The sequence below is a fragment of the Planctomycetota bacterium genome, from assembly GCA_033763975.1.
GTDB lineage: Bacteria > Planctomycetota > Phycisphaerae > Phycisphaerales > UBA1924 > RI-211.
On the sequence record JANRJM010000018.1, the window covers coordinates 294,085 to 318,407 of the forward strand.

General features: G+C 70.7%; 25 protein-coding genes. 17 read left to right on the top strand and 8 right to left on the bottom strand.

Annotated features, from left to right (window positions below; translation table 11 throughout):
- Positions 1 to 108: 108 nt before the first annotated feature.
- From SFY69_13165 to SFY69_13180, 4 genes are all read left to right on the top strand, one after another.
- Positions 109 to 1,914: a PRC-barrel domain-containing protein gene (locus SFY69_13165; GenBank protein MDX2132992.1), complete on the top strand. Its 1,806-nt coding sequence runs from the start codon at positions 109 to 111 to the stop codon at positions 1,912 to 1,914.
- A gap of 288 nt (positions 1,915 to 2,202) precedes the next feature.
- Entirely contained in the window at positions 2,203 to 2,598 is a 396-nt protein-coding gene (locus tag SFY69_13170; GenBank protein ID MDX2132993.1) for a hypothetical protein, read from the top strand.
- A 189-nt stretch (positions 2,599 to 2,787) separates the two neighbouring features.
- Positions 2,788 to 3,279: a ferritin-like domain-containing protein gene (locus tag SFY69_13175; GenBank protein MDX2132994.1), complete on the top strand. Its 492-nt coding sequence runs from the start codon at positions 2,788 to 2,790 to the stop codon at positions 3,277 to 3,279.
- Positions 3,280 to 3,323: 44 nt separating this feature from the next.
- Entirely contained in the window at positions 3,324 to 3,830 is a 507-nt protein-coding gene (locus tag SFY69_13180) for a BON domain-containing protein (GenBank protein MDX2132995.1), read from the top strand.
- A gap of 40 nt (positions 3,831 to 3,870) precedes the next feature.
- On the opposite strand, the gene SFY69_13185 is transcribed toward SFY69_13180, so the two are convergent.
- From SFY69_13185 to SFY69_13195, 3 genes are all read right to left on the bottom strand, one after another.
- Complete coding sequence (locus SFY69_13185) at positions 3,871 to 5,361, bottom strand: HAMP domain-containing sensor histidine kinase (protein MDX2132996.1); 1,491 nt, start codon at positions 5,359 to 5,361, stop codon at positions 3,871 to 3,873.
- 6 nt (positions 5,362 to 5,367) lie between these two features.
- On the bottom strand, positions 5,368 to 6,042 hold the full coding sequence (locus tag SFY69_13190; GenBank protein ID MDX2132997.1) for a response regulator transcription factor: 675 nt from the start codon (positions 6,040 to 6,042) through the stop codon (positions 5,368 to 5,370).
- A gap of 91 nt (positions 6,043 to 6,133) precedes the next feature.
- On the bottom strand, positions 6,134 to 7,000 hold the full coding sequence (locus tag SFY69_13195) for a sigma-70 family RNA polymerase sigma factor (protein ID MDX2132998.1): 867 nt from the start codon (positions 6,998 to 7,000) through the stop codon (positions 6,134 to 6,136).
- Between the two features lie 295 nt (positions 7,001 to 7,295).
- Between SFY69_13195 and SFY69_13200 the strand changes: the two genes are divergently transcribed.
- The 6 genes from SFY69_13200 to SFY69_13225 all read left to right on the top strand — a co-directional run bounded on the left by SFY69_13200 (position 7,296) and on the right by SFY69_13225 (position 11,347).
- Positions 7,296 to 7,424, top strand: coding sequence for an entericidin A/B family lipoprotein (locus SFY69_13200; protein ID MDX2132999.1), 129 nt, complete (start codon positions 7,296 to 7,298; stop codon positions 7,422 to 7,424).
- A gap of 51 nt (positions 7,425 to 7,475) precedes the next feature.
- Entirely contained in the window at positions 7,476 to 7,838 is a 363-nt protein-coding gene (locus tag SFY69_13205) for a hypothetical protein (GenBank protein ID MDX2133000.1), read from the top strand.
- Between the two features lie 61 nt (positions 7,839 to 7,899).
- The gene (locus tag SFY69_13210; protein ID MDX2133001.1) at positions 7,900 to 8,106 is read left to right on the top strand and encodes a CsbD family protein; all 207 of its coding nucleotides are present in this window, start codon (positions 7,900 to 7,902) and stop codon (positions 8,104 to 8,106) included.
- Positions 8,107 to 8,151: 45 nt separating this feature from the next.
- On the top strand, positions 8,152 to 9,588 hold the full coding sequence (locus tag SFY69_13215; GenBank protein ID MDX2133002.1) for a hypothetical protein: 1,437 nt from the start codon (positions 8,152 to 8,154) through the stop codon (positions 9,586 to 9,588).
- Positions 9,589 to 9,859: 271 nt separating this feature from the next.
- On the top strand, positions 9,860 to 10,699 hold the full coding sequence (locus tag SFY69_13220) for a carbonic anhydrase family protein (GenBank protein ID MDX2133003.1): 840 nt from the start codon (positions 9,860 to 9,862) through the stop codon (positions 10,697 to 10,699).
- A 162-nt stretch (positions 10,700 to 10,861) separates the two neighbouring features.
- Positions 10,862 to 11,347, top strand: a complete 486-nt coding sequence (locus SFY69_13225) for a GyrI-like domain-containing protein (GenBank protein MDX2133004.1) — start codon at positions 10,862 to 10,864, stop codon at positions 11,345 to 11,347.
- Positions 11,348 to 11,468: 121 nt separating this feature from the next.
- On the opposite strand, the gene SFY69_13230 is transcribed toward SFY69_13225, so the two are convergent.
- A complete protein-coding gene (locus SFY69_13230) occupies positions 11,469 to 11,891 on the bottom strand; it encodes a hypothetical protein (GenBank protein MDX2133005.1) in 423 nt (140 codons plus the stop codon).
- Between the two features lie 137 nt (positions 11,892 to 12,028).
- Between SFY69_13230 and SFY69_13235 the strand changes: the two genes are divergently transcribed.
- Both SFY69_13235 and SFY69_13240 read left to right on the top strand, forming a co-directional pair.
- Complete coding sequence (locus tag SFY69_13235; GenBank protein ID MDX2133006.1) at positions 12,029 to 12,721, top strand: hypothetical protein; 693 nt, start codon at positions 12,029 to 12,031, stop codon at positions 12,719 to 12,721.
- Positions 12,619 to 13,497: a universal stress protein gene (locus tag SFY69_13240; GenBank protein ID MDX2133007.1), complete on the top strand. Its 879-nt coding sequence runs from the start codon at positions 12,619 to 12,621 to the stop codon at positions 13,495 to 13,497. The genes SFY69_13235 and SFY69_13240 overlap by 103 nt, the downstream gene beginning before the upstream one ends.
- On the opposite strand, the gene SFY69_13245 is transcribed toward SFY69_13240, so the two are convergent.
- Positions 13,494 to 14,015: a DCC1-like thiol-disulfide oxidoreductase family protein gene (locus SFY69_13245; protein ID MDX2133008.1), complete on the bottom strand. Its 522-nt coding sequence runs from the start codon at positions 14,013 to 14,015 to the stop codon at positions 13,494 to 13,496. The genes SFY69_13240 and SFY69_13245 overlap by 4 nt on opposite strands.
- Positions 14,016 to 14,092: 77 nt before the next feature.
- On the opposite strand from SFY69_13245, the gene purD reads away from it, so the two are divergent.
- The 4 genes from purD to SFY69_13265 all read left to right on the top strand — a co-directional run bounded on the left by purD (position 14,093) and on the right by SFY69_13265 (position 19,296).
- Positions 14,093 to 15,511 (top strand): phosphoribosylamine--glycine ligase, encoded by a 1,419-nt coding sequence (purD, locus tag SFY69_13250; GenBank protein MDX2133009.1) that lies wholly within the window; start codon positions 14,093 to 14,095, stop codon positions 15,509 to 15,511.
- Positions 15,512 to 15,552: 41 nt separating this feature from the next.
- Positions 15,553 to 16,494 carry a bifunctional 5,10-methylenetetrahydrofolate dehydrogenase/5,10-methenyltetrahydrofolate cyclohydrolase gene (locus SFY69_13255; GenBank protein MDX2133010.1) on the top strand — a complete coding sequence of 314 codons (942 nt, stop codon included), beginning with the start codon at positions 15,553 to 15,555 and terminating at the stop codon, positions 16,492 to 16,494.
- 112 nt (positions 16,495 to 16,606) lie between these two features.
- Positions 16,607 to 16,885, top strand: a complete 279-nt coding sequence (locus tag SFY69_13260; GenBank protein ID MDX2133011.1) for a twin-arginine translocase TatA/TatE family subunit — start codon at positions 16,607 to 16,609, stop codon at positions 16,883 to 16,885.
- 47 nt (positions 16,886 to 16,932) lie between these two features.
- Positions 16,933 to 19,296, top strand: coding sequence for a right-handed parallel beta-helix repeat-containing protein (locus SFY69_13265; GenBank protein ID MDX2133012.1), 2,364 nt, complete (start codon positions 16,933 to 16,935; stop codon positions 19,294 to 19,296).
- Positions 19,297 to 19,323: 27 nt separating this feature from the next.
- Here SFY69_13265 and SFY69_13270 read toward each other — a convergent pair whose 3' ends face one another.
- The 3 genes from SFY69_13270 to SFY69_13280 form a co-directional block, all read right to left on the bottom strand.
- Positions 19,324 to 20,019, bottom strand: a complete 696-nt coding sequence (locus tag SFY69_13270; protein MDX2133013.1) for an SOS response-associated peptidase — start codon at positions 20,017 to 20,019, stop codon at positions 19,324 to 19,326.
- A 33-nt stretch (positions 20,020 to 20,052) separates the two neighbouring features.
- The gene (locus tag SFY69_13275) at positions 20,053 to 22,080 is read right to left on the bottom strand and encodes an ABC-F family ATP-binding cassette domain-containing protein (protein MDX2133014.1); all 2,028 of its coding nucleotides are present in this window, start codon (positions 22,078 to 22,080) and stop codon (positions 20,053 to 20,055) included.
- Positions 22,081 to 22,482: 402 nt separating this feature from the next.
- Complete coding sequence (locus SFY69_13280; GenBank protein ID MDX2133015.1) at positions 22,483 to 23,304, bottom strand: superoxide dismutase; 822 nt, start codon at positions 23,302 to 23,304, stop codon at positions 22,483 to 22,485.
- Between the two features lie 170 nt (positions 23,305 to 23,474).
- Here SFY69_13280 and SFY69_13285 point away from each other — a divergent pair, with 170 nt between their 5' ends.
- The gene (locus tag SFY69_13285) at positions 23,475 to 24,320 is read left to right on the top strand and encodes a Ku protein (protein ID MDX2133016.1); all 846 of its coding nucleotides are present in this window, start codon (positions 23,475 to 23,477) and stop codon (positions 24,318 to 24,320) included.
- Positions 24,321 to 24,323 lie beyond the last annotated feature (3 nt).

The window sequence follows — 24,323 nt, forward strand, 5'->3', positions numbered from 1 at the left end:
GATGATGCTGGGTTCACAGCGATCTCACCCGATCCGCCCTCTCACGCCGCACATCAGGCACGTCGGACGCGGCCCGAGCGCCCGGCACACATCCAAAGGAGACACCTGATGCGCACGACGCGATCCAACATCACCCGAACCATCGCCTGCATCGTGCTGGCGGCCGGCGCCGCGACCCCGGCCTTCGCCCAAGGGCGCGTTCAGCCCCGCACCCCGACCACCACCGAACGCGACGGCACGCGCGAACAGGACCGCCGCCAGGACCGCGGGCGCACCGATGACGGGGACACGATCAAGAACAAGGACTACTACGGCCTGAACTGGCTGATGGATATCGACATTACCGACACCGGCGGGGACACGATCGGCGAGGTCTCCGACTTCGTGATCGACCGCGGCTCCGGGCAGATCGAGTTCATCATCGCCGAGATCGACGGGCGCGACGTCGCGGTTCCCTACGCCTCGCTGCGCTGGAACTCCGGCAACAACCAGTTCGTCTCCGAGATCGGCGCGGCGCAGTACCGCGAGCACCCGGCGTTCTCGTCCGAGGACTGGCGCAAGATGCGCGAGCCCGTCGCGGGAGAGACCGCCGCGGGCCGCATGCTGCCCGACTGGGACTGGGACTGGGACGACACCGACGCGGACGACGACGACATGAACCGTCGTCCGACCGACGACCGCCGCACGACCGACGGGCGCGACCGCGCGAGCGACGGAGAGAACCGCACGACCCAGACGCAGGACGGGATGCGCCGCGATTCTCGCCAGAAGTGGGACGAGTACGAGGGGCGGTACGACCGCAACCAGACCGCGTCGATCGAAGGCGAGGTCACGAGCGTCGAGCGCATCCGGCGTGACCGCTTCGGCGAGCAGGTGATCCTGACCGTCCGGTCGAATGACGGCGAGACCAGGCGTGTCGCGATCGGGCCCTCGTGGTACGCCGCCGCCGGCGGCGCCATGCCCAGCCGGGGCGACACCGTCGCCATCGACGCGTATCGCGTCACCAACGACAGCGCCATGCTCACGGCCCGGCGCATGACGGTGAACGGCACCACCGTGAACTACCGCACCGACCAGGGCCAGGCCCGCTGGGGAGACGACACCATCGAGTCGAGCGGGCGCCGGTACCGCGCCGAGCACTGGCGGTACATCCTCGCCAGCGAGCTCGACGGGATGGACGCCCGCGCCCGGGGCACGGACTGCGGCGAGGTGCAGTCGGTGGTCGTGGAGCGCCGGTCCGGGCGCGTCGTGTTCCTCTCGATCGACCCCGACGACAACTTCCTGGGCATCGGCGACACGACCCGACTCGTGCCCTGGGACATCGCGAGCATCGGCGCGGACGGCATCGTCCACCTCGACGCGAACAAGGCGATGATCCTCGCCAGCCCGCAGACGCCCTCGGACTTGACGCTGCTGAGCACGAACTCGGTGCCCCAGATGGTGTACCGCGCCTACGAGATCAAGCCGCCGCAACTCCAGCCCGTGCGGTACCGCTCGATGTCCCGCTCGTCGGGCGGCTCGGACCGGGACGGCGTCCCGTACCACCAGTGGTCGAAGAACGACGCCTGGTGGCGCGACGACCCGCGCGTCAGCGAGTCGATCCGCAACGGGCAGACCTCGACCTGGACCGGGACGGTCCTGGGCATGAAGACCGTCAACGTCGGCGAGTCTGACCAGCCGCACACCGCCGTGCGGGTGAAGCTCAGCAACGGCACGACGCAGACCGCCCTGCTCGGCCCGGCCAAGTTCATGGAAGGCCAGAAGCATGACATGAAGCAGGACCGGGAGATCACCCTCAACGTCGTCCGCGCGACCATCGGCGACGACACGCACTGGATCGCCCGGTCGTTCGAGTGCGACGGCGAGCGGATGACGCTCTGGAACGGCAACAGCCCCGTGTGGGACGACCGCTAGCCCCGCACGATCGACATCTCATCAGACGCCCATTGTGGGCGCGGCGCCTGCCTGCCTGTCCCCCCCCGAGGCGACGCCGCGCCCTTTTTCTGCGCCCACCGCGTCGTGCCCGGCAATGGCGACTCGTGGCTCCAAAACCATGAGCCGTGACTCACGGACATCTCACTGCCGCACGCGACATTTCGAGCATGCTCTCTGCGACTCACGCATTCCGTGCGCAGTCTGCTCGGATCGTGAACGCGGGCCCGTCGCCCGCGTGCCGACGAGTGTAAATAAGGAGCTTCGACGATGACTTCGAATCGCAAGACGCTGTTCATGGGCCTCGGAGCGGGCATCCTCGTGACCGTCGCCGGCGGGCTGCTCATGGGCCAGGGCATCCGTCAGCCCGGCGACACGATGCGCCCCGGCATGGACGCCGATTCCGGCAACTACTTCGTGACCGGCGACAGCACCCGCGCCGTGCTCTGGAAGCGCGACGGCAACTCGCTCCGCAAGGTCGGCGACGGCGATTCGACCGACGATCCCATGCGTCGCGATCGCGATCCGCTCCGCCCCAACATGCCCCGTAACCCCAACGACCCCAACAACCCCAACCACCCGAGCAATCCCAACGACCCCGACTCGCCCCGCACCCCGGGCACCCCCAGCAACCCCAGCCCCCGCAACCCCACCAACCCCCGCTAACCGAGCGCACGGACTCCCGGTGTTCGCCAGCCCGCGGCCCGCGCCGCGGGCTGTTGCGCTTTTGCCCCCGCGGGCCGCCCGACCACGGCGCCGCCGACCCGTTCACCACCGGTTCATCCGCGAAGGGCATGCTCTGGCGCGTGCCGCCCCGCGTGCGGCACGCACATGACCGCACGCAAGGAGGCATCCATGAAAGTCAAGACGCTGAGCGACCTCTACCTCGAGCAGCTGCAGGACCTGCACAACGCCGAGACGCAGCTCCTGGCGGCACTTCCCAAGATGGCCCAAGCCGCCGGGCACCCCGAGCTCAAGCAGGCGTTCGCCGAGCACCTCCTCGAGACCCGCGAGCACGTCGCCCGGCTCGATGGCATCCTGGGCTCGCTGAACAAGGGCGGAACCACCAAGAAGTGCCCCGCCATGCAGGGTCTCATCAAGGAGGGCGAGGAACTGATGGACGAGTCCGCCCGCGAGAACGCCCGCGACGCCGGGCTCATCTGCGCCGCGCAGAAGGTCGAGCACTACGAGATCGCCTCGTACGGCACGCTGCGCACGTTCGCCGAACTGCTCGGACATGCAGAGCACGCCCGCACCCTCGAGCGCACGCTCGAGGAGGAGAAGAAAACCGACGGTCGGCTGAGCGAGCTCGCGACCAGCGTCATCAACCTGGACGCGCTCGCCTGAGGTGGCAGACACGCGGCGCACCGCCGCGCACACGGAGTGACACCATGAAGTATGCGTACGCCCTGATGGTCGCGGTCGTCGGTGTGAGCGGCATGGCCCTCCCCGCCTGCGAAGATACCCGCAACGACCGCGACGCCGACACCACACCGGCCATCCCCCCGACCCCGGGCACCACCGATGGCACGTCCCCGCGCACCGATGGCGAGCGGACCGGTACCACCACCCGTCCCCCAGCCCCCCCGCCGGCCCCGGCGCCCGCTCCGGCCCCGGCGCCCGCTCCGGCGCCGCGCAACGACGTCCCGCCCGTGGGTCCGCCCGCCGGCGACGTGGACGTCGACGACCGCATCGCCCGCGACGTCCGCCAGGCCATCCAGGCCGACACCGCGCTCGCCAACGCGCGAGACATCGAGGTCTCGGTCGACGGCGCGGTTGTCACGCTCTCGGGCATGGTCGCGCTGCAGGCGGACAAGGACGCCGCCGGCGCCCGCGCGTCGGCGGTCCAAGGCGTCGTGCGGGTGATCAACAACATCGAAGTCCGCCCGCCGCAATAGCGCCGGGTCGCGGCGCCATACCCGGGCCGGGCCCGCACGGTCAGGCGTGGGTCTCCGGCTCGGTGCGGACGGGCAGGCGCACCGTGAACTCGCAGCCCCCTTCCGCGCAGTTCTCGAAGGTGATCGTTCCGGCGTGGAGCCGGGCGATCCCCATCGCGACCTCGAGCCCGAGCCCCGTGCCGCCCGAGTGGCGCACGCCCGCGACGCCGTTGACCGACTGCGTGAACTGCTGGAACATGCGCGGGATCATCTCGTCGGGAACCCCGGGTCCAAAGTCCCGGATCCTGATGAGGCACGTTGCGTCCCTGAACTGCGTCCGCACTGACACCACCGCGCCGGGTGCACTCACCGTGACCGCATTCTTCAGGATGTTGCCGAGCAGCAGACGCAGCAGTTCGCAGTTGCCGTGCACGGCGGCCTCGGCGTGCGGGCCTTCCGGCAGGCGCACGTCGATCGAGACCCCTTGCGCCCGCGCGACCGTCACGCAGTCCGCGTAGCTGTCCAGCAGCATGTCACGCACGTGGCACCACTCGGCGGCGGGAATCTGCAACTTTCCGTGGCGTACGCGCGTCAGGATCGAGAACGTGTCCACCGTCGTCGCCAGCCGACGCAGTTCCTCCACGCCGCTGCGGAAGAACGCGCGAACCCGCGGCGGGAGGTCGCTCGTGTCCAGCAACTGGATCTCGGTCAGGATCGTCGCGATCGGCGTCTTCAACTCGTGCGACACGTTCGCCAGGAAGCGCTCCTGCGTCGCGAAGCCGGTTTCCAGGCGCACCCGTGCGTGCTCCAGTTCGTCCCGGAGCTCCTCCACCTCCGCCAATCGCGACGACGGCGGCATCTGCTGCCCGATGCTCTCGGGCGCCAGTTGGCGCGCCGACTCGGTGAGGCGGGTGATCGGCCGGACCGCCACGCCCGCGACGATGTACGCCGCTACCGCCACGATGAGCATCCCGAACGGCACCATGACGAGCGCGACCCGCGTCACCAGGCCGATCATGGCGTTCGTCTGGTCGGCGTCCGCCACGAGCACCAGCGCGTACCTTGACCCCTGTTCGTCGTAGGTGTGCATCGCGAAGGCCCGCAAGCTGCGCGCACCGGCGCCCTGCGCGCCGAACGTCGGCGGGCGGATCTGCGTGACGGGCGCGTGCCGTGACCCGGGGCGGCTCCGCGCGCCGGCGTCCAGCTTCATGTCGGTCGGGCGCGACGAGGCGAGCATCACGCCGCGATCGTCGAGCACCACGATGATCACGTCCGTCGACAGCACGCGGCGCTCCCGCTCCGCGATCGGCGCGAGATCCGAGGGTGTCACCGTCGAGAGGACGGGGCGCAGCGCGTGCTCGACGAACTGCAGGCGGGTCGCGATCCGCCCGTCGAAGAAGTCGTTGATCGCCTTCGTCTGGTAGTAGGTCATCACCAGCGAGAACGCGATCTGCGTGCACAGATAGATCACGAGCATCCAGGCGGTCAGCCACAGTCGCAGAGAACGCCGGTGCCGCGCGAGCAGGTGCAGTGTGAGCGCGGGACCGCCCATGCCGGGCTACTCCAGCACGCCGAAGCGATAGCCGGCATTCTTGACGGTGTGGATGAGCGGACGGCGCCCTTCCCCCTCGATCTTCTTCCGGAGCGCCGAGATGTACACGTCGATGACGTTGCTCGTCGCCTCGAAGTTCAGATCCCACACGTTCTCGCCGATCTGCGCACGGGTGAGCACGCGGTCCTGGTTGCGCATGAGGTACTCCAGCAGCGCGAACTCGCGCGACGGCAGGTCCCACTGCTTGCCCGCGCGCGACGCGCGCCGCGTGTACAGGTTCAGCTCCAGGTCGTCGCACCGCAGCGCCTTGCCCTCCGTCGCCTGCCCGCGGCGCAGCAGGGCACGCAGGCGCGCGACGAGCTCCTCGAACTTGAAGGGCTTGGGCAGATAGTCGTCCGCCCCGGCGTCGAGCCCGTGGACCTTGTCCTCCACCGAGCCCAGCGCCGTCAGCATCAGGATGGGCGTCGAGATCTTGCGCCGGCGGAGGTTGCTGCACACCTCGACCCCGTCCCGGTCCGGCAGCATGAGGTCGAGCACGACGACGTCGAACGGGCGCGTGGCGGCGAGCTCCTCGCCGTCGATCCCGCTGGGGCTGAGTTCCGTGGCAAAGCCGGCCTCTTCGAGCCCGGCCTTGATCGCCGCGGCCATCTTGGGATTGTCTTCGATCACGAGGGCGCGCATGTGGTGTTCTCCAAGTGACAAGGCACTCCAACGATCGAAGCGACGTCCCCCGCCGCCAGCCTAGCACGATCTTCGCGTCGGCGGGGAGGAATCATGCGACCGAGTCCATCCGGTGGCGCAGCGTCATGCGCTGTCCGCTCGCGCGCGGGCGCGACGCGCTCGCGTGACGCCCCAGCTTCGCCATCGCCATCTCCAGGCGCGTGCGGATCACGCGGGGCTGCACCCGCAGCATCGACGCGATCACCGGGATCGACCGCGCCTGCGGGCCGTCCAGGCCGAAGCGCAGCTCGACGATCCGCCGTTCATCGGCCGAGAGCACGTCGAGCAGCCCGCTGATCATCCGGCGCTGCTCGTCGCTGATTCCCTCGGCCTCCTCGGCCGCCGGCGTGTCGTGCGGCGCCGGCCCCGCGTCGCCCAGCGAGAGGGGCTGCGTCCGCGCCGACGCGAGCAACTGCACCGTCCGAGCCTTCTCGATCGGCCAGCCGAGCGCGCCGGCCAGTTCGCCCACCGAGGGCAGATACCCGTGCGTGGCGCGGAACGCCGCCTCCGCGCCCCGAAGCGTCGTGATGTCGCCCCGCTCGCCCCGCGACAGCGACGGGCGCGCCGACGCACGCGCGAACGCTTCCGCGATCGAGTGGCGGATCCAGTACGCGGCGTACGTGCTGAACCGTACGCCGGCGTGCGGATCGAAGTGATCCACCCCGAGCACGAGCCCGATGTTCGCCTCCGCCACCAGCTCGTCGAACGCGATCCCGCGGTTGAGATACCGACGCACCATCGAGATCGCCAGGCGCAGGTTGGCCGTGATGAGACGGTCGCGCGAATCGCGGCACTGGCGCTCCCGCCACGCGATCGCGAGCGAGCGCTCCTCGTCCGCGCTCAGGCGCGGGATGTGACGCAGCGACGAAAGATACTGGTCGATCGAATCGGCAGCGCTCGAGTATCGAAGTGAACCCATGTCGCAGAACTCCTTGGAAGTGGCGCAGCCCCGCCCGCAATGAATGCTTGGCCTTCCCTTCGGGCGCATCCTGAACGCGGGCTGAGTAACACGTGAACCCGCGCTCACGCGGCGCACCGCCCCGCGACAACGCGCCACGCGTCCTTCTGAATCGCGCATCACCCGGCGTTCACGGTGCGAGAAGCGGCGCCGGGCATCTTCGGCGTGTCCGCGATGCGGGGCGGTATCCCGCACACGGGCACCGGGGACCATCACCGTGCACAACGCTTCTTCCCGCTCGCGTCGTTCCATGTCGATGTTCGGCACCCTCCTGGCGGCCCTGCTGCTCGCCGGCGTCGCGGGGTGCCAGACCACCAAGGGGTTCGGACGCGACGTCGAAAACACCGGCGACGCGATCGAGGGCGCCGCCGAGGCCAACGACTGATCGCGACGCGCCGTGCGCGCCGCGCCACCGTCCGTACACAGGAGATCGCACATGCATCGGATCATGACTACCGCCGCGGCACTGCTGGCGCTGGGCGCCGCCCAGGCGTGCCAGTCGTCGCGCACGTCGAGCACCGGCGAGCGACTTCCCTCCATCGCCGTCGAGGCGTCCTCGCGCGAGGTCATCGCGGGCGAGCTCGTGACCTTCATCGCCCGCTCGCGCGACACCTACGGACGCGAGACGGAGATCCGCTGGCGCAGCACCGCCGGTGATATCCAGACCGACCAGGACGGGCGGGTTGCCCGCGTGAAGTTCGACCAGCCCGGCACCTACAGCGTCAGCGCGGTGCTCATCTTCGACGGGCGCGAGGTCGAGCGCGACACGATCGAGGTGCGCGTCCGCCCGCTGAGCTGAACGCCCGCGCCGGGCGCCGCCGGCGAGCGCGGGCCCGGCGCACATCATCAGGAGATTCCGCATGAACTGGGACACCATCGAAGGACAGTGGAAGGACATGAAGGGGCGCGTCCGCGAGCAGTGGGGGCGCCTCACCGACGACGAGATCGATCAGATCGCCGGGCGGCGCGAGCGCCTCGAAGGCGCCGTGCAGCGCGCGTACGGCAAGACGCGCGACGAGGTCCAGCGCGAGGTCGACGACTGGGCCCGCGACTGCAACTGCCCCTGAGGGCCCGATCCGACACGCCAAGACCCCGTTCCAAGGAGAGTGATCATGCATCGTGACGGTGAATCCGTGTGCTTCGAGGCCCTCGAGACGCGCCTCGCCCTCACCGGCGAGGGCTTCAAGTTCGAGTCCGTGTACCCCGAGGGGTACGTCTCCGCGAACGTCAACGAGTACGTCCCCATCACCAACTACAACGACCAGGACGCGTCGTGGGAGCTGCTCGCCCGGTACGAATCCGGCGAGCGCGACCAGGTGATCGCATCGGGCGTGCTCCCCGCCAACGCGCGGGGCGGGGTCACCATCAGCGACATCCTCTTCCCCGAGCAGGTGCTCGTCCGCACCGACGTGCCGTTCGCGCTGATCCTCCGCTCCACGCTGCCGCTGGCCGCCACGAGCAGCCACTACGACTTCGGGTCGTCGCTCGGCGAGTCCTTCACCGCGGCACGCGACACGTTCTGGACCTTCAGCGACGGGCAGAAGGACCCCTTCATCCGCGACTACTTCCTCGTCTACAACCCGCAGGAAACCACCACCACCGCCACGCTCACGCTCTACTACGAGGACGGCTCCACCTACACGAACACCAAGCTCGTCGAGGGGCTGCGCCGCAGCGGCTGGAGCATCGCCGACCTTCCCGCACCCACCGGCGCGTTCTCCGCCAGCATCACCGCGAACGCCGAGGTCGTCGCCGCCCACTCGCACTACGACCTCCGCCAGGGACGCGGCTACGGCGAGATCGGCAGCCCCGGCGGCGGCACGCTCGCCGGCGCCATCGGCTCCATCGACTACGACGGCAACTTCTACGAGGTGAACGGCGACGACGCGGGCGGCGCCCGCTTCGAGGCCCAGAGCTACGTCACCATCCTCAACACCGGCAACACCGACGCCTCCGTCACGCTCTACTTCATCCTCGACGAAGCGGGAGACCCGCCGCCCGTTACCCGCACGATCAACGCCGAGCCCGGGCGCACCACGTTCCGCGTCGACGATCTCGACCTGCAGATCGGCGACGAGATCGGGCTTGTCTTTGAGTCCGATCGCCCCGTCACCGTCGGCGGCTCCGTCTACCAGGGACGCGACGCCACCGGCCAGGTCGCCACCTCCGTCGCCGCCACCGATTGGGTCTTCGGCGAGGGCTACATGGACCGCACCTTCGCCGGCAGCGGGCTCCTCGAGAACCTCTACATCTTCAACCCCGACGACACCAGCGTCGAGGCCACCATCGAGATCTTCTTCAGCGAGGGCACCACCGTCACCCTGGTTCGCGGCGTCGACGACCGCGAGTTCGAAGATGTCGTCATCAACAACCTCGACGAGATCATCAACCGGCCCAACGCCACGAACTGGTACGGCTTCCGCGTCACCGCCCCGGCCCCCATCGTCGTCACCTTCGAGCATTGGGACGGCGGCCTCGGCGGCGGATTCCAGACGCCCTTCATGCCTGTGAACGGCATCGTCCCGCTCTCCGACGTGCTGACCCTCTAGCACGCCCGCCTCGAAACTCAACGAACCACGCGCCCGCGGACCACTCCGGTCCGCGGGTGTTTCCTTTTGCATGCGCCTATCGGACCACCCGGTCGTGTGTTTCTCCCGCCGGAACATGGGGCCGTCGCCCAGCGCGATGTCACTGTGGGCGATCTGCGCGGCGTGCCCGGGCGAGCCCGCGCACGTCGTCCGCTCCCTTGCGCCCAAGTGTGCGAGCGCCGCGGACGATGACCCACCGTCATCGATTGCCCCGCAAACAGGAGTCCGGACCATGAAGTGCGCCCGCCCGTCGTCTGTGTGCCGCAACGCCGCCACCATGCTCCTCGCCGGCGCGGCGATTGTCGCGCCCGCCCTCGTCGGCTGCCAGACCACCACCTCCGCCCGCTCCGCGAGCGGCGCCCGCGTGATGACGGCCTCGGCCCAGCAGGCGATGTCGCCCGCGCAGGTCGTCGAGGACCTCCGCCTGGGGAACGCCCGCTTCGTCGCGGGCACGCCCGATCGCCACGACTACGGGTCGCAGGTCCGCGAGACCGCCGGCGGGCAGCACCCCAAGGCCGTCGTGCTCAGCTGCATCGACTCGCGCGTCCCGCCCGAGATCGTCTTCGATCAGGGCGTGGGCGACATCTTCGTCGGGCGCGTCGCGGGCAACTTCGAGAACGAGGACCTCCTCGGCGGCATGGAGTACGCCACCGCGGTCGCCGGCGCCAAGGCCATCATCGTGCTCGGGCACTCCAGTTGCGGCGCCATCAAGGGCGCGATCGACCACGTCCGCCTGGGCAACCTCACCGCGTCGCTCGAGAACGTGCGCCCCGCCATCGAAGCCGCCAGCGCGCACGCCCACGCCGACCACCTCGACTCGCACAACGCGCCGTTCGTCCAGGCGGTCGCCGAGGCGAACGTCCGCCAGACCATGCGCGACATCATGGCGCGCAGCGAGGTGCTCCGCGAGCGCGTGGAGCGGGGCGAACTGACGATCGTCGGCGCCGTCTACGACCTCAAGACCGGCGCCGTGCAGTGGCTGAACGAGGACGTCTCCCGCCACCAGGTGACACACGGCGACAGCGCGCTCCCCGGCGAGCACGCCCCGGCCCGCGTCTGGGACGCGCGGTAGGACGCCGCCGCCGCTCATCGACTGCGCTCTGAAGCCCGGGATGCTGCGCCGTCCCGACGCACCCCGGCACATGCCGCCTTCATCTCCCGCGTGCATAATGCCCGTTGCCGCTCGCGACAGGCGCCGCGGCACATGCCGCCAGCCGCCGCGCGGGAGGGTTCCGTGATCCAGCCGCCCGAGATCGTCTCCGCCTCGACCCGCCCCGCCGCGGTCATCCGCCTGGCGATCCCGCGCGCGGAGATACGCCACGTCATGGGGCCGGCCATCAGCGAGATCCTGAGCACCGTCGCGGGGCAGGGCGCTGCCGTCAGCGGTCCGATGTTCTCGCACCACCTTTCCATGCCGTCCGGTCACTTCGACTTCAACGTCGGGTTCCCGATCACCGGCGTGCTCACCCCGCAGGGGCGCGTCGCGGCGGGCGTGCTTCCGGGCGGACGGGCCGCGCGCACCGTCTACCGCGGGAACTACGAGGGACTTCCCGCGGCGTGGGGCGCCTTCGAAGCCTGGCTCGCCGCCCAGAAACTCAGCCTCGGATCAGACCTGTGGGAGGTCTACGTGCGCGGCCCGGAGGCGTCTGCGGACCCCAGCGCCTGGGAGACCGAACTCTTCCGCCGCATCGACGCCGAAGGGCTCGACGGCCCCAAGTAGGTCCGAACGTCGTCGCATCGGCCACGCCCCGCGCCTGAACGCGCGAGGCGCAGGTCCGCGCTGTCAGTCGCCCGTGCCGATCTCGCACGCGCCGACTTCGCGCGGGCCGCGAGACCGCCGCTCACCCCGCGATCGGGGGCGTGCGGTCCAGCGAGAGCAGCGCGGTCGCGCCCAGGAACACGGCGTACGACCCCACCAGAATCGCGCCCTCCACGCGCGACACCGTGCGCCCGAACGTGCGGCTGATGGGCACCAGCGCGATCGCCAGCAGCGCCATGTACCCCAGGCCGAGCATGAGCGCAGGATCGTGCGGCGGGGGCGAGATCAGCGCCGCGATCCCGAAGATCGCCCCCGCGTTGAACAGGCACGACCCCAGCGCGTTGCCCACCGCCAGGTCCGTCTGGCCCCGGCGCACCGCCGTCACACCGGTCACGAGTTCCGGGAGCGACGTCCCCAGCGAGACGATCGTCACGCCGACCACCGCGCGCGGCAGGTCGAGCCCCGCCGCGATCCCCGACGCCCCCCCCCGTCGCCAGCATTCCACCCAGCGAGAGCAGCGCCACCCCGCCCGCGCCGAACAGCAGGATCAGCACCCACGACAGCGGCACGCGCGTGCCGACCGGCGCGGGCTCGGGCCCGGTGGCGGACGCGGCGGCCGGCACCGCGCGGCCGCGCGCTCGCATGGCCGACATCACCGTCCACATGCTGTACCACCCGAACACCGCGAGCATGATCCCTGCTTCCAGCGACGAGAACCCCGCCACGAGGCCCAGCACCGCCATGAACGTCAGCACCGCCGCGTTCAGCCAGATCTCCACGCGGATCAGACGCTGCTCGACGACCAGCGGCGTGAAGAGCGCGCACACGCCCAGCACCAGCGCCATGTTGCAGATGTTCGCGCCCACCACGTTGCCCAACGCCAGGCCCCCGAACCCGCGCAGCGCCGATACCACGTTCAGCGCCAGTTCCGGTGCGCTTGTCCCCCACGCCACCAGCGTCAGGCCGACCACCAGCGACGGCACGCGCAGACGCACCGCGGCGTCGACCGACGCCGAGACCAGCAAGCGCCCGCCGGCCAGCAGCAGCACGAGCCCCCCGACGAACTCCGCGACGCTCGCCAGCATCGTCCCCCTTTCCGGCGCTCAAGACGCCCGCCGAGTCTCGATCGGCAGGCATACGACGCGTACCGTACTCCTGTTCGGCAAGCTGCCTGTCATCGCGCACGGGCGCGCGTGTACGAAGGGAGGTACGACATGCGTGTGCTTCGTTCTGTGGCCGCCGCCGTCGACTTTACCGCCGGTTCCCGTGTCGCGCTCCACTGTGCCCTTCGCATCGCCGCGCGCGACAACGCGACCGTCCACCCCATCCACGTGATCGACACGCTCGTCGCCACCGAGCTGGAAGAGGCCCTGAGCCCCTACCAGAAGGACCTGCGCGCCGGCCTCGTCCGCGACGCGCAGCTCGCATGGGACTCCTGGCGCAGCGCCAGCCCCGGCGCCGCGGCCCTCCCGCTTGATGTTCGCATCGACACGCGCGTCATGGGCATCCTCCGCGCCGCCGCCGACGCCAAGGCCGATCTGCTCGTCGCCGGCGCCTACGGCACGACGCGTCCGGACGTCGGCATGGGCACCGTCGCCACGGCCTGCGTGCGGTACGCCGCCATGGACGTGCTGCTCGTGCGCGACACGCACCCCGCCGGGTTCCGCCGCATCGTCGCGTGCGTGGATTTCTCGCAGGCCTCGCGTGCCGTCGTCGCCGATGCCGCCCGGATCGCCGCTCAGGACGGCGCCGAGCTGCACCTGCTCCACGTCTTCCGGGCGCCGTGGCACGAGCTGCACTACCCCGCGCCCACGCCAGGAGCCGACCCTCGCCTCCAGAAGCAGTATCGCGACGGGCTGGAGGGACGCCTGCGCGCGTTCTGCGACCAATGCCGCGACGATCTCAACGGGGTCACGCCCGTCCGCCAGCTCCAGGACGATCGGGGGCATCGCAGCGGGATCGTGGAGTACGCCGCAAACGTCCAGGCCGATCTCATCGTGCTCGGCACCCGGGGTAAGTCCAACATCCGCGACATCGTCCTGGGCAGCACCGCGGAGAAGGTCCTCCGCGACACGCCCTGCTCGGTGCTCGCCGTCCGCGTGACGGCCTAAACCGGGCGTGCAGTGTCAGGCCTGGGGCCGGGGAGCGTCTCGCCCGCTTCATCCGCATCCAGGAAGCGATTGCGCACTTCCGGCGCGGGGACCATGCACGCCTCGCGTCGACCGAACCAGCGGTACCGCCGCCGCGCGATCGCGTCATACGCCCGGTCGCGCAGCACGCGCGGCGCGAGCCCCGCCACCCGCGCCAGCACCCCCCACACGCCCCCCACGCCGCGCGCGATGCGCAGCACCGCGTCCGAACGCACGTGCACGCCGTCGGCGTCGATGAGGACCATGCTGTCGGGACGCGTTGGTGGGCCCGACGTCCCGGGGGGGCCATCCTGCGCCCGCGGGGCGGTCTCCGCCGGCATGCCGCCCTGCCCGAGCAGGCCCGCCGCCGCCCGAGATTGCAGCGACGCGAACCGGAACACGCCCGCCCGATCCCGCCGCACGATCCAGGCGACCGATCTGTTGCACAGCGTGCACACGCCGTCGAACAGCACGACGGGGTGCGGGGCGTGGGGGGCCATCAGCGCAGCATAGGAACCGGGCGGCGTCCGCCCGCGCCGCCGCGACTCCACCCCCGGCACGCCCGTAGGATCGGCCGATGACACCCCTCAACGTGCTCCTCATCGGCGGCGGCGGACGCGAGCACGCGCTCGCGCTCGCCATCGCACGCTCCCCCCTGCTCGGGACGCTCTACGCCACGCACGTCGACAACCCGGGCATCGCCGCCCTCGCACGCCCCGCCGACGTGCCCGTGAACATCCGCGAGATCTACCGCCTCCAGCAGTTCATCGAGAAGCACGCGATCGACCTCGTCGTCGTCGGGCCCGAAGAGCCCCTCGCCGACGGGTTCGCCGACAAGCTCGCCTCGCCCCGCACGCGCGTCTTCGGGCCGGTCGCCGCCGCCGCACGCCTCGAGGGCGACAAGGCCTGGGCCAAGCAACTGATGCGTTCGGCGTCGATCCCCACGGCCGAGGCGCGGGTCTTCACGAACGCTGACTCCGCCCGCGCGTACGTCGAGTCGCGCGAGTCCGACGACCCGGTGCTGGCGCGCCTCGCCGCCGACCTCGCGCGCCACAACGACCCCGCGGAGCGCCGGCGCGCGCTCGAGCAGCGCGCCCGCGAGAACCGCGACGTGCAGCGCGCGCTCGACGCCGTCCGCCCGGACCTGCCCGTCATCAAGGCCGCCGGGCTGGCGAAGGGCAAGGGCGTCGTGGTGCCCGCGTCCCTCACCGAGGCGTTCGGCGCGATCGACGACATCATGGTCCGGCGCATCCACGGCGACGCCGGAAAGCAGATCGTCGTCGAGGAGCGTCTCGACGGGCCCGAGGTCTCCGTGCTCGCGCTCTGCGACGGACGCACGCTCTACGTCCTCCCGCCCTGCCAGGACCACAAGCGCCTGGGCGACAACGACACCGGCCCCAACACCGGCGGCATGGGCGCCTTCTGCCCCTCGAACGTCCTCGACGAAACGCTCATGGCGCGCGTCGAGCGCGAGGTCCTCGTCCCCGTGGTCGACGCGCTCCGGCGCGAGGACGTCGAGTTCAAGGGCGTGCTGTACGCCGGGCTCATGCTCACCCACGCCGGGCCCAAGGTGCTCGAGTTCAACGTCCGCTTCGGCGACCCCGAGTGCCAGCCCCTCATGGCCCGCCTCCGCACCGACCTGCTCCGGATCATGCTCGCCGTCTGCGACGGCCGCCTCGACGAGACGGCCATCGAGTGGGACCCGCGCCCCGCCTGCTGCGTCGTGCTCGCCAGCGCCGGCTACCCCGAGAAGCCCCGCACGGGCCTGCCCATCGTCGGGCTCGACCGCGCCGCCGCGCTCCCCGACGTCACCATCACCCACGCCGGCACGCGCCGCGCGCCCGACGGCACCGTCGTCACCGCCGGCGGGCGCGTGCTCGGCGTCACCGCCCTCGCCGACACCATGGCCGCCGCCCGCGACCTCGCCTATCGCGCCTGCGAACTCATCCACTTCGAGGGCAAGACCCTCCGCACCGACATCGCCGCACGCCAGTAGCGCCCGCCGCTCGCCCCGCCCGCGCCTGTACCATCCACCCCATGCCCGCCCTGATCATCGACGGCAACTCCCTCGCGCACGCGCTCCGCGAGCGCATCCGCGCCCGCGTAGCGGCCCTCGCCGCCCGCGGCGTGCCCGTCCGTCTCGACGCGGTGCTCGTGGAGTCCGGCGACAACGCCGCCCGCGTCTACGCCGAGAACCAGCAGAAGACGTGCGCCGCGCTGGGCATCGAGTACCGCCTGCACCGGATCGTGCCCGCGCCGGGGCAGCAGGCGACCTTCGACGACATCGCCGGGCGCGTCCTGCTGCTCTCCAGCGACGACGCGGTGTCCGCGCTCATGATGCATCTCCCGCTGCCCGAGGGCGTCGACGCCTACCGCGTGCAGCGCCTCATCGCGCCCGAGAAGGACGTCGAGGGCGTCAACCCCGCCAACATCGGCAACATCGTCTACGGACGCTCCAGCCTCGCGCCGTGCACCGCACTGGCCGTCATCAAGATGATCGAGCACGTCGTCGCGCCCGAGGTGTCGCTCGCGGGCGGCGGGCTGTGCTCGGGCGTGCCGTCCGAGCCGCTGCTGCGCGGGAAGGTCGCGGTGTGCGTGGGCGCGGGCGATGTCGTCGGCAAGCCCATCGCCGTGCTCCTCATGCGCCACGAGGCCACGGTCATTTCCTGCAACAAGCACACGCCCGATCTGCCGGGGCTCGCGCGGTCGGCCGACATCCTCGTCGCCGCCGCCGGCGTGCCCGGGCTCATCTCGCGCGACATGGTGAAGCCCGGCGCGGTCGTGCTCGACGTCGGGGTCAACCGCGTGAAGGGGGCCGACGGCAAGTCGCGCACCGTCGGCGACGTCGAGTTCTCGGGCGTCAGTCAGGTCGCCGGACACGTGAGCCCCGTGCCCGGGGGCGTCGGGCCCGTCACGGTCGCGATGCTGCTGCACAACGTCGTCGAGGCCGCCGAGGCCCGCCTCGCCCCGCGTCGGTAAAGCCCGAAGGTCCGGCCCCGCCCGGCAATGCGCCGACGCTGCTATCGTTCCCCCGTGAGCAGCCGTGTGCCGCCCCGCGCGGGGACGCACGCCAAGCCTCCCGGAACCACCCATGTTCGGCCTGAATCACTGGGAACTGCTGATCATCCTCGCCATTGCGCTGCTGCTCTTCGGGCGCAAGCTGCCCGACGTGGGTCGCAGCCTCGGCAAGGGCATCATCGAGTTCAAGAAGGGCCTCAAGGGCGTCACCGACGAGATCGACGAGGCCTCGCGCGCCGACGTCGAGCGTCCCAACCCCTACCGCGCCCCGCTCGCCGAGAGCGGCGAGGACCGGCGCGTGAGCCGCGAGGACGTCGTCGTCGAGGCCCCCAAGCCCGCGCAGAACGCGTGACACGCCCGTGACCGGGCCCCCCGCCCCGCGCGGGTACACTCGCGCGCATGCCCCGGTTCATTCCTCCCCGTCTCGGCCGTCCGCTCATCGCTCGCGCGTGCGCGGGCTTGCTCGCGTGCTGCGGCACAACGCTCGCCGCGTACGCCCAGCCCGGCTTCACGCCTGACATCACGCTGCCCGACGTCCTGGTGACGCGCGACAACACGCGCATCGACCGCTCGTGCCGCGTCGTGATTCCCGAGGGGCTCGTCATCCCCGACGCCGACGGCGACGGCGTGATCCACATCCTCACCCCGGGCATCACCGTCGAGTTCGCGGCCGGCGCGCCCCTGCGCGGCACTCTCGTCGGCGACGCCCCCGACCACACCCCCTGGGACGCGCTCGCCGGCGTCGGCATCCGCGTGGAGAACGCCGCCAACGTCACCATCCGCGGCGCCCACGTCGGTGGCTACAAGGTCGCGATCCTCGCCCGCAACGCCGACGGGCTCACCGTCGAGCACGCCGACCTGCGGGACAACTTCCGCCAGCGCCTGGGCTCGACGCCCTGGGCCGAGGACGCCCGCGACTGGCTCTGGCCCCACGCCAACGACAGCCGCGAGTGGGCCACGCGCTACGGCGCCGCCCTGCTCGTCGAGCGCTCGCGCGACGTCACCATCCGGCGCGTCGTCGCCCGGCGCGGGCAGAACGGCATCATGCTCGACCGCGTCTCGCACGCGAGGATCTACGACAACGACTGCTCGTTCCTCTCCGGCTGGGGGCTCGCCATGTGGCGCACCTCCGACAGCGTCATCTCGCGCAACGCCTTCGACTTCTGCGTGCGCGGGCACAGCGAGGGCGTCTACAACCGCGGGCAGGACTCCGCCGGCATCCTCTGCTTCGAGCAGTGCTCCCGCAACCTCTTCGCCGAGAACTCCGCCACCCACGGGGGCGACGGCTTCTTCGGCTTCGCCGGCAAGGAGGCCCTGGGCGAAACCCCGCCGCCCTCCCCGGACTTCGACTACGCCCACGCCGGCTGCAACGACAACGAGTTCCGCGCGAACGACTTCTCCTGCGCCCCCGCCCACGGCCTGGAACTCACCTTCTCCGAGAGCAACATCATCCGCGACAACCTCTTCACCGAGAACGCCATCTGCGGCATCTGGGGCGGGTACTCCTCCAGAACCCTCATCGTCAACAACTCCTTCGCCCGCAACGGCGCCATGGCCTACGGCCTTGAGAACGGCGCCATCAACATGGAGCACGCCTCCGCCGTCTTCATCACCCGCAACACCTTCCTCAACAACCGCACCGGCATTCACCTCTGGTGGGACAACGACGAAGCCCTGCTGAAGCTCCCCGGCGTGCGCGCCGGCTCGGTCGATGTCACCGGCAACGCCATCGTGGACAACACGTTCACGATCACCCCCGACCATCCGTTCACCCAGCCGCGCGACGCCACGTCGCCGCTGGTCGTGCTGCGCCTGCGCGACGATCCCGCCGCCGATCCGCCGCACGTCTTGGGCAACTGCTACGCGGGAAACACCGTGACGCTCACCGCCGCCACCGCGCGCGAGTTCGACGTCACGCCCGGGCGCGAGCCCGAGCCCCGCAAGTTCGAACCGCCGGTGATCCCCCCGCCGCGCGAGGGCGTGCTGGGCGAGACGCGCCCCGTCGGCGCACGCGGGCACCTCGCGGGTCGTCGCGCCATCATCATGGGCCCCTGGGGCCCGTGGGATCACGCCGAGCCCATGGCGCGCCTCGCAAAGGCCGACGGACGTACGCGCACGTACGAGATCTTCGCCGGGAAGTGGGGGGGCAACGCGCAGGTCGAAGACCTGCGTACGGGCGAGATCACGCGCTGGGCCGTTGCTCCCAGCGCCGACAGGCCGCTGCAGTATGTCGTCTCCGCCCGGCAGGACGTGCACCCGTACGCGTTCCGCGTCTCCGACGGGCTCGGGTGGTCGACCGACATCCGCGGCGTCATCGTCGCCGCAACGTGGGACGCGCGGTTCTTCGCATGGACCGACGCCACCGACCCCCGCACAGACCTCGCGGCGTGGCGCGCGCTCGCCGCGGGCGCCCCCGCCGTATCCCTCCCTGATCTCACGCTGCGCTACGCGCACGCCGGGCCCCGCACGCAGCCGTGGGCGAAGGCCCACGCCGACACGTTCCCGGGCGCCGATCGCTTCGGCATGATCGCCAGCGCCCGCCTCGCCATTCCGCAGGGCCGGTGGCGCATCACCACGCTCTCCGACGACGGCGTGCGCGTGCTCGTCGGCGGCAGGCCGGTCATCGAGAACTGGACGTGGCACGCGCCCGTGCGCGACACCGGCGTCTTCGAACACGCCGGGGGCGAGGTCGAGATCGTCGTCGAGCACTTTGAGATCGACGGCTACGCCGTGCTCGAGGTCGAGATCACGCCCGAGCCCTGACCCGCGCGCGACGACCGCGCCCGGCCCTTACGAGAACAGCCCCGCGTCGGGCTCGACCATCTGCGTCAGCCGGGCGTCGTTGTTCTTCGGGCTGTTCACGAGGCGGCTCACCGGGTGTGCGGTCAGCACTCCGTCCGCCGCGGGCGCGAGCAACTCCGCCCCCGGCGGCGCGGGCGAGTCGATCCACGCGCGCGCCACCTCGGGCTCCAGCACCACGGGCATGCGATCGTGCATCCGGCGCATGAACTCGTTGGCCCGGGTCGTGAGAATCGCGTACGTCACGAGCGCGTCCGCGTCGGGCGCCGCCGGGTCGCGCCACGACTCCCACAGCCCCGCGAACAGCAGCGGCGCTCCGTCCGCCCGGGAGATGTAGTACGGCTGCTTCGCCCCGCCGTGCGGGTCCGCGGCCCATTCGTAGAACCCCGACGCAGGCACCACGCACCGGCGCGACGCGTACGCCGTCCGGAACGCCGGCGCGCCCGCCGCCGTCTCCGCGCGCGCGTTCACCGTCTTCGCCCCGATCGACGCGTCCTTCGCCCAGAACGGGATCAGCCCCCAGCGGGCGTCCACCATCTCGCGACCGCCCGCGTCCGCCCGCACGATGGACGAACGCTGCGTCGGCGCGACGTTGTAACTCGGGGAGATGTCGACGGGAGGCGACGTGAGCGACAGCAACTCGTGGATCTGCCGCCACGTGAACTCGCGCGTGGTGCGCCCGCACATGACGAACGGTAGCCGACGCGACGGGCGGATCGCCTACGTCTCGGCGCGGCGCGACCACTCGAACTCGAGCGGCTCTTTCTCCCCCGCCAGGCGCCGGCGCTCGTCGGAGAGCTTCGCCGAGCGTGCGTGATCGCGCCAGACCACGGGGTCGGCCAGCAGCGCGTCCACCTCCGCGATGCGCTTCTCGAGTTCCTCGATGCGCTTCTCGATCTGCTCGGTCTTCATCTTCGCGAGCTTGTCCCCCGCCGCGGCCCGCGTGCGCTGGTCAGCCTTCGCCCGCTCCTCCGCCGCCCGGCGCTGGCGTTCCGCGTCGTCGGCCCGCGCCTTCTGCTGGGCCGCCTGCTGGGCCGCGTGCGCGTCCTTCACGTCCGCGCGCCGGCGCCACTCCGTGTAGTTCCCCGCGAACAGCTCGGCCCCGCCCTTGCCGTCGAGCACGATCAGGTGGTCGCACACCGCGTCGATGAGCGCCCGGTCGTGCGAGATCAGCACGAGCGTGCCGTCGTACCCGGAGTCGGGCGAGAGCGCCTGCTCCAGGCGCTCCGCGCTGGGAATGTCCAGGTGGTTCGTCGGCTCGTCGAGCACGATCAGGTTCTTCGCCGAGGCGAGCAGCCCGGCCAGCACCGCGCGCGAACGCTCGCCCCCGGACAGCATGCCCAGCAGCTTCTCCTGCTCGTCGCCCGAGAAGAGAAACGCCCCGGCCAGGTCGCGGGCCGCCTGCTCGCTCAGCGCCGCCTTGGGCGCTTCCTTCAGGATCACGCCCTGGATGTACCGGTACACCGACTGGTCCATGGGCAGCCCGTCGTGCGTCTGCTTGTAGTACCCCAGCTTGATGTTCGATCCCAGGCGCACCACGCCCTCGTCCGGCGTGACCTCGCCCAGCAGCGTCCGCACGAGCGTCGTCTTCCCGGCACCGTTCGGGCCGATGATGCCCCAGCGCTCGCCCCGCTCGATGCTCATGTCCAGGTCTTTGAACAGCACCTTCGCCGGGCGAGATCCCCCGGGCGCCGAATCCTCGGGCGACGGGTCGTCGGGGTCCGCCTGCGGGTGCGCGTACTGCTTCGAGACGCCCCGCGTCGACACCACGATGTCGCCCGTGCGCTCGGCCTTGGGCAGGTTGAACGAGAACGTGCCGAGTTCCATCGGGCGCTCGAGCGTTTCTTCCTTGGCGCGCTCCAGTCGCGTCTCGCGTCCGCGCGCCTGCTTGGCGCGCTGCCCCGCCTTGTACTTGCGGATGAACTCCTCTTCCTTCTTGAACTTCGTCTGCTGCGACTCGTACGCCCGCAGCATCACCTCACGCCGCTGCGCCCGCAGCTCGCGGAACTTCGCGTAGTTGCCCGGGTAGTCGATCAGCCGCCCCTGCTCGGTCTCGATGATCCGCGTCACCACCGCGTCCAGCAGGTACCGGTCGTGCGACACAAGCACCACCGCCCCGCGATACTCGTCGCGCAGGAACGTCTCGAGCCAGATGCGCCCCTCGATGTCCAGGTGGTTGGTCGGCTCGTCGAGCAGCAGGATGTCCGGGCTCTCGAGCAGCAGTCTCGCCAGCGCGAGCCGTCCCTTCTGCCCGCCCGAGAGGCTCTTCACCTTCAGCGACATCTGCGCGTCGGTGAAGCCCAGCCCGTGCAGCACCTCCTCGATGCGGTGCTCGATCGCGTACCCGCCCGCGGCCTCGACCCGCGTCTCCAGTTCTGCCTGGCGCTTCAGGAGCGAATCGAGTTCGGCGGCCGACGCCGTCGCCATCCGGTCGAAGACCCCGTGCAGCTCCGCGTGCAGCGCGTGCAACTCCTCGAACGCCCGCTCGGCGGCATCCTTCAGCGTTTCGTCGGGGTCGAGATTCGGGTCCTGCTGCAAGTACCCCGCACGGCAGCCGCGCTGGATGGAGACGTTCCCCGCGTCGGGCACGAGCAGCCCCGACAGCACCTTCATGAGGGTCGACTTGCCCGTGCCGTTGCGCCCTACCAGCCCGATGCGGTCACCCGGCTCGATGCTGAGGGACACCCCGTCGAGGATGATGTCCACGCCGTAGCGGACGGCGATGTTGGTCGCGGCGAGAATTGGCACGGGGGCAGCGTAGGTTCGGGGGGCGGTGGGTTCTCCAGGCGCAGGCCGCCTCGGCCCGAACCGTGACCGCCAAAACGAAAAAGACTCGCCTGCGCGTTTCCGCTCGCAGCCGAGTCATAGGAGGAGAGAGAGACAAGACACCGTCGGGAGCGGGCCTTCCCGCGTCCCCTGAAGACTCGCCTGTGCGTTTCCGCTCACAGCCGAGTCATAGGAGGAGAGAGAGACAAGACAGTGAGAACGTGCCACGCCTTTCACGCGGTGCAAGCGATCTGCGCGGAAAATCCTCACAGTCAAGCCAAAAACTGCCTAACCCGCTGAAACGGAACATCTTGCCCATCTTCGCGCAGCGACGCCGGCCGCCGCCTCGGGCGCCGGTGCATCGCATCCAGATGGACGGATTAACTACTGCGTCTCGGTCTGCTCGAACAGACACTGAACAAACGACCAGTTCACGACCTTGAACCACGCGTCGACGTACGAGGCACGCTGGTTCTGGTACTTCAGGTAGTACGCGTGCTCCCACACGTCGCAGCCCAGCAGCGGCAGCGCGCCGGTGAACAGCATGTCCTGCTGCTTCTCCTGCTGGACGATCATCAGGCGCCGGCTGAGCGGGTCGCGCACGAGGTGCGCCCAGCCGCCGCCCTCGACCTGCGCCGCGGCGGCCTTGAAGTGGGCGACGAACTTGTCGTACCCGCCGAAGTCGCGCTCGATCGCCGCCAGGAGCGGCCCCTTCGGCTGGCCGCCGCCGCCCTTGCCCTCCGGCGCCATCATCTGCCAGAAGAGCGCGTGGTTCACGTGCCCGGAGAGGTGAAAGCTGAGCTCGCGCGACCAGTGCTTGACGAGGGCGGCGTCGCCCCCGGCGCGGATCTGGAACAGTTCGGTCAGCGCCTTGTTCGCACCGCTGACGTAGCCCTGGTGGTGCTTGCCATGGTGGATCTCCATCGTCTTGGCGTCGATGTGCGGCTCGAGCGCGTTCGTCGCGTACGGCAGCGGCGGGAGCACGTACTGCCCCTTCTCGGCGTCCCAGCCGAGGTTCGCGAGCGCACAGCCCGGGGTCGGGGCGCCGGAGGGGCGGATGGACGGCGCATCGCCGGGCTGTTCGCCGGGCGCGCGGGGCGAGCGCACCGGAGGGACGGAACCGGGCTGGGCGAGGGCCAGCGAGGCGACAGTGGCGCCGGCGGCGGCGCCGAACAACTCGCGACGGGACAGACGGTCGGGCTGCATGAGGGACCTCCTGGGTGGACCGATCGGACGATGGTACGAGGCGGGCGCCGCCGGGCGGGCGCGCCGGGGTGCAGGGATGAGCGTGCCGGGCGCGGGAACGCTTACGCCGGACTCAAGCTGGTCTCACGCGAGGGCGCACGCAGGACACGGCGGGCCGGGCCCGCCGCCGCATGCCGCGCCCCATCTGGAAAGGCTTCATCGCGTTCGGGCTCGTCAGCGTGCCCTGCGATCTGTCGAGCCTGGAGGCGCCCGAGCGCGACGTGAACTTCACGATGCTCGACAAGCGCGACCACGAGCGCATCCGGTACCTTCGCGTGAACGAGCGGTCGGGCAAAGAGGTGGAGTGGAGCGACATCGTGAAGGGGCACGAGGTGGCGGAGGGCGAGTACGTGATCGTCACGCCCCAGGACTTCAAGAACGCGTCGCCCAAGGCGAGCAAGACGATCGACATCCACAGTTTCGTCGAGGCGTCGGCCGTGCCGCCCTGGTACTACAAGCGTCCCTACCTCGTGCGTCCCTCGGCGCACGGGGAGAAGGGGTACCGGATTCTGTGCGACACGCTGAAAGAGAGCGGGCGGGCGGGGCTGGCGAGCGTGGTGCTGCACACGCGTCAGCACCTGGCGCTGCTGGTGGCGCACCGGGGCGTGCTCGTGCTGAACACGCTGCGCTACGAGAGCGAACTGCGCGGGTTCGAGGATTTCGAGCTGCCGGACGCCTCCGACGTGAAGGTGTCGAAGGGCGAGGTGGAGATCGCGCTCAAGCTCGTCGACGCGATGACGGAGGCGTGGGACCCGTCGAAGTTCCACGACCAGTACCGCGATGCGCTCGTCAAGTGGATCGCCCAGCGCGCCAAGAAGGGAACGAGCACGCCCGAGCCGGCGGGGGCGGACGAGCCCGAGGATTCGGGCCCGTACAACATCATGGAGATGCTGCAGCGGAGCGTCGAGAGCCGCACGCACAGCAAGCCGCGCGCATCGCCCAAGAAGGCGGCGTCGCGCCGCAAGAAGGCCGGGTAGCGC

What these genes read in the sequence shown, in the direction of transcription:
- SFY69_13180 (MDX2132995.1), top strand. Translation starts at nt 3,324, where the DNA reads ATGAAGTATGCGTACGCCCTGATGGTCGCGGTCGTCGGTGTGAGCGGC.
- SFY69_13265 (MDX2133012.1), top strand. Translation starts at nt 16,933, where the DNA reads ATGCCCCGGTTCATTCCTCCCCGTCTCGGCCGTCCGCTCATCGCTCGC.
- SFY69_13220 (MDX2133003.1), top strand. Translation starts at nt 9,860, where the DNA reads ATGAAGTGCGCCCGCCCGTCGTCTGTGTGCCGCAACGCCGCCACCATG.
- SFY69_13235 (MDX2133006.1), top strand. Translation starts at nt 12,029, where the DNA reads ATGGCCGACATCACCGTCCACATGCTGTACCACCCGAACACCGCGAGC.
- SFY69_13255 (MDX2133010.1), top strand. Translation starts at nt 15,553, where the DNA reads ATGCCCGCCCTGATCATCGACGGCAACTCCCTCGCGCACGCGCTCCGC.
- SFY69_13195 (MDX2132998.1), bottom strand. Translation starts at nt 7,000, where the DNA reads ATGGGTTCACTTCGATACTCGAGCGCTGCCGATTCGATCGACCAGTAT.
- SFY69_13205 (MDX2133000.1), top strand. Translation starts at nt 7,476, where the DNA reads ATGCATCGGATCATGACTACCGCCGCGGCACTGCTGGCGCTGGGCGCC.
- SFY69_13270 (MDX2133013.1), bottom strand. Translation starts at nt 20,019, where the DNA reads ATGTGCGGGCGCACCACGCGCGAGTTCACGTGGCGGCAGATCCACGAG.
- SFY69_13285 (MDX2133016.1), top strand. Translation starts at nt 23,475, where the DNA reads ATGCCGCGCCCCATCTGGAAAGGCTTCATCGCGTTCGGGCTCGTCAGC.
- SFY69_13185 (MDX2132996.1), bottom strand. Translation starts at nt 5,361, where the DNA reads ATGGGCGGTCCCGCGCTCACACTGCACCTGCTCGCGCGGCACCGGCGT.
- SFY69_13175 (MDX2132994.1), top strand. Translation starts at nt 2,788, where the DNA reads ATGAAAGTCAAGACGCTGAGCGACCTCTACCTCGAGCAGCTGCAGGAC.
- SFY69_13200 (MDX2132999.1), top strand. Translation starts at nt 7,296, where the DNA reads ATGTTCGGCACCCTCCTGGCGGCCCTGCTGCTCGCCGGCGTCGCGGGG.
- SFY69_13245 (MDX2133008.1), bottom strand. Translation starts at nt 14,015, where the DNA reads ATGGCCCCCCACGCCCCGCACCCCGTCGTGCTGTTCGACGGCGTGTGC.
- SFY69_13215 (MDX2133002.1), top strand. Translation starts at nt 8,152, where the DNA reads ATGCATCGTGACGGTGAATCCGTGTGCTTCGAGGCCCTCGAGACGCGC.
- SFY69_13165 (MDX2132992.1), top strand. Translation starts at nt 109, where the DNA reads ATGCGCACGACGCGATCCAACATCACCCGAACCATCGCCTGCATCGTG.
- purD (MDX2133009.1), top strand. Translation starts at nt 14,093, where the DNA reads ATGACACCCCTCAACGTGCTCCTCATCGGCGGCGGCGGACGCGAGCAC.
- SFY69_13210 (MDX2133001.1), top strand. Translation starts at nt 7,900, where the DNA reads ATGAACTGGGACACCATCGAAGGACAGTGGAAGGACATGAAGGGGCGC.
- SFY69_13190 (MDX2132997.1), bottom strand. Translation starts at nt 6,042, where the DNA reads ATGCGCGCCCTCGTGATCGAAGACAATCCCAAGATGGCCGCGGCGATC.
- SFY69_13260 (MDX2133011.1), top strand. Translation starts at nt 16,607, where the DNA reads ATGTTCGGCCTGAATCACTGGGAACTGCTGATCATCCTCGCCATTGCG.
- SFY69_13170 (MDX2132993.1), top strand. Translation starts at nt 2,203, where the DNA reads ATGACTTCGAATCGCAAGACGCTGTTCATGGGCCTCGGAGCGGGCATC.
- SFY69_13280 (MDX2133015.1), bottom strand. Translation starts at nt 23,304, where the DNA reads ATGCAGCCCGACCGTCTGTCCCGTCGCGAGTTGTTCGGCGCCGCCGCC.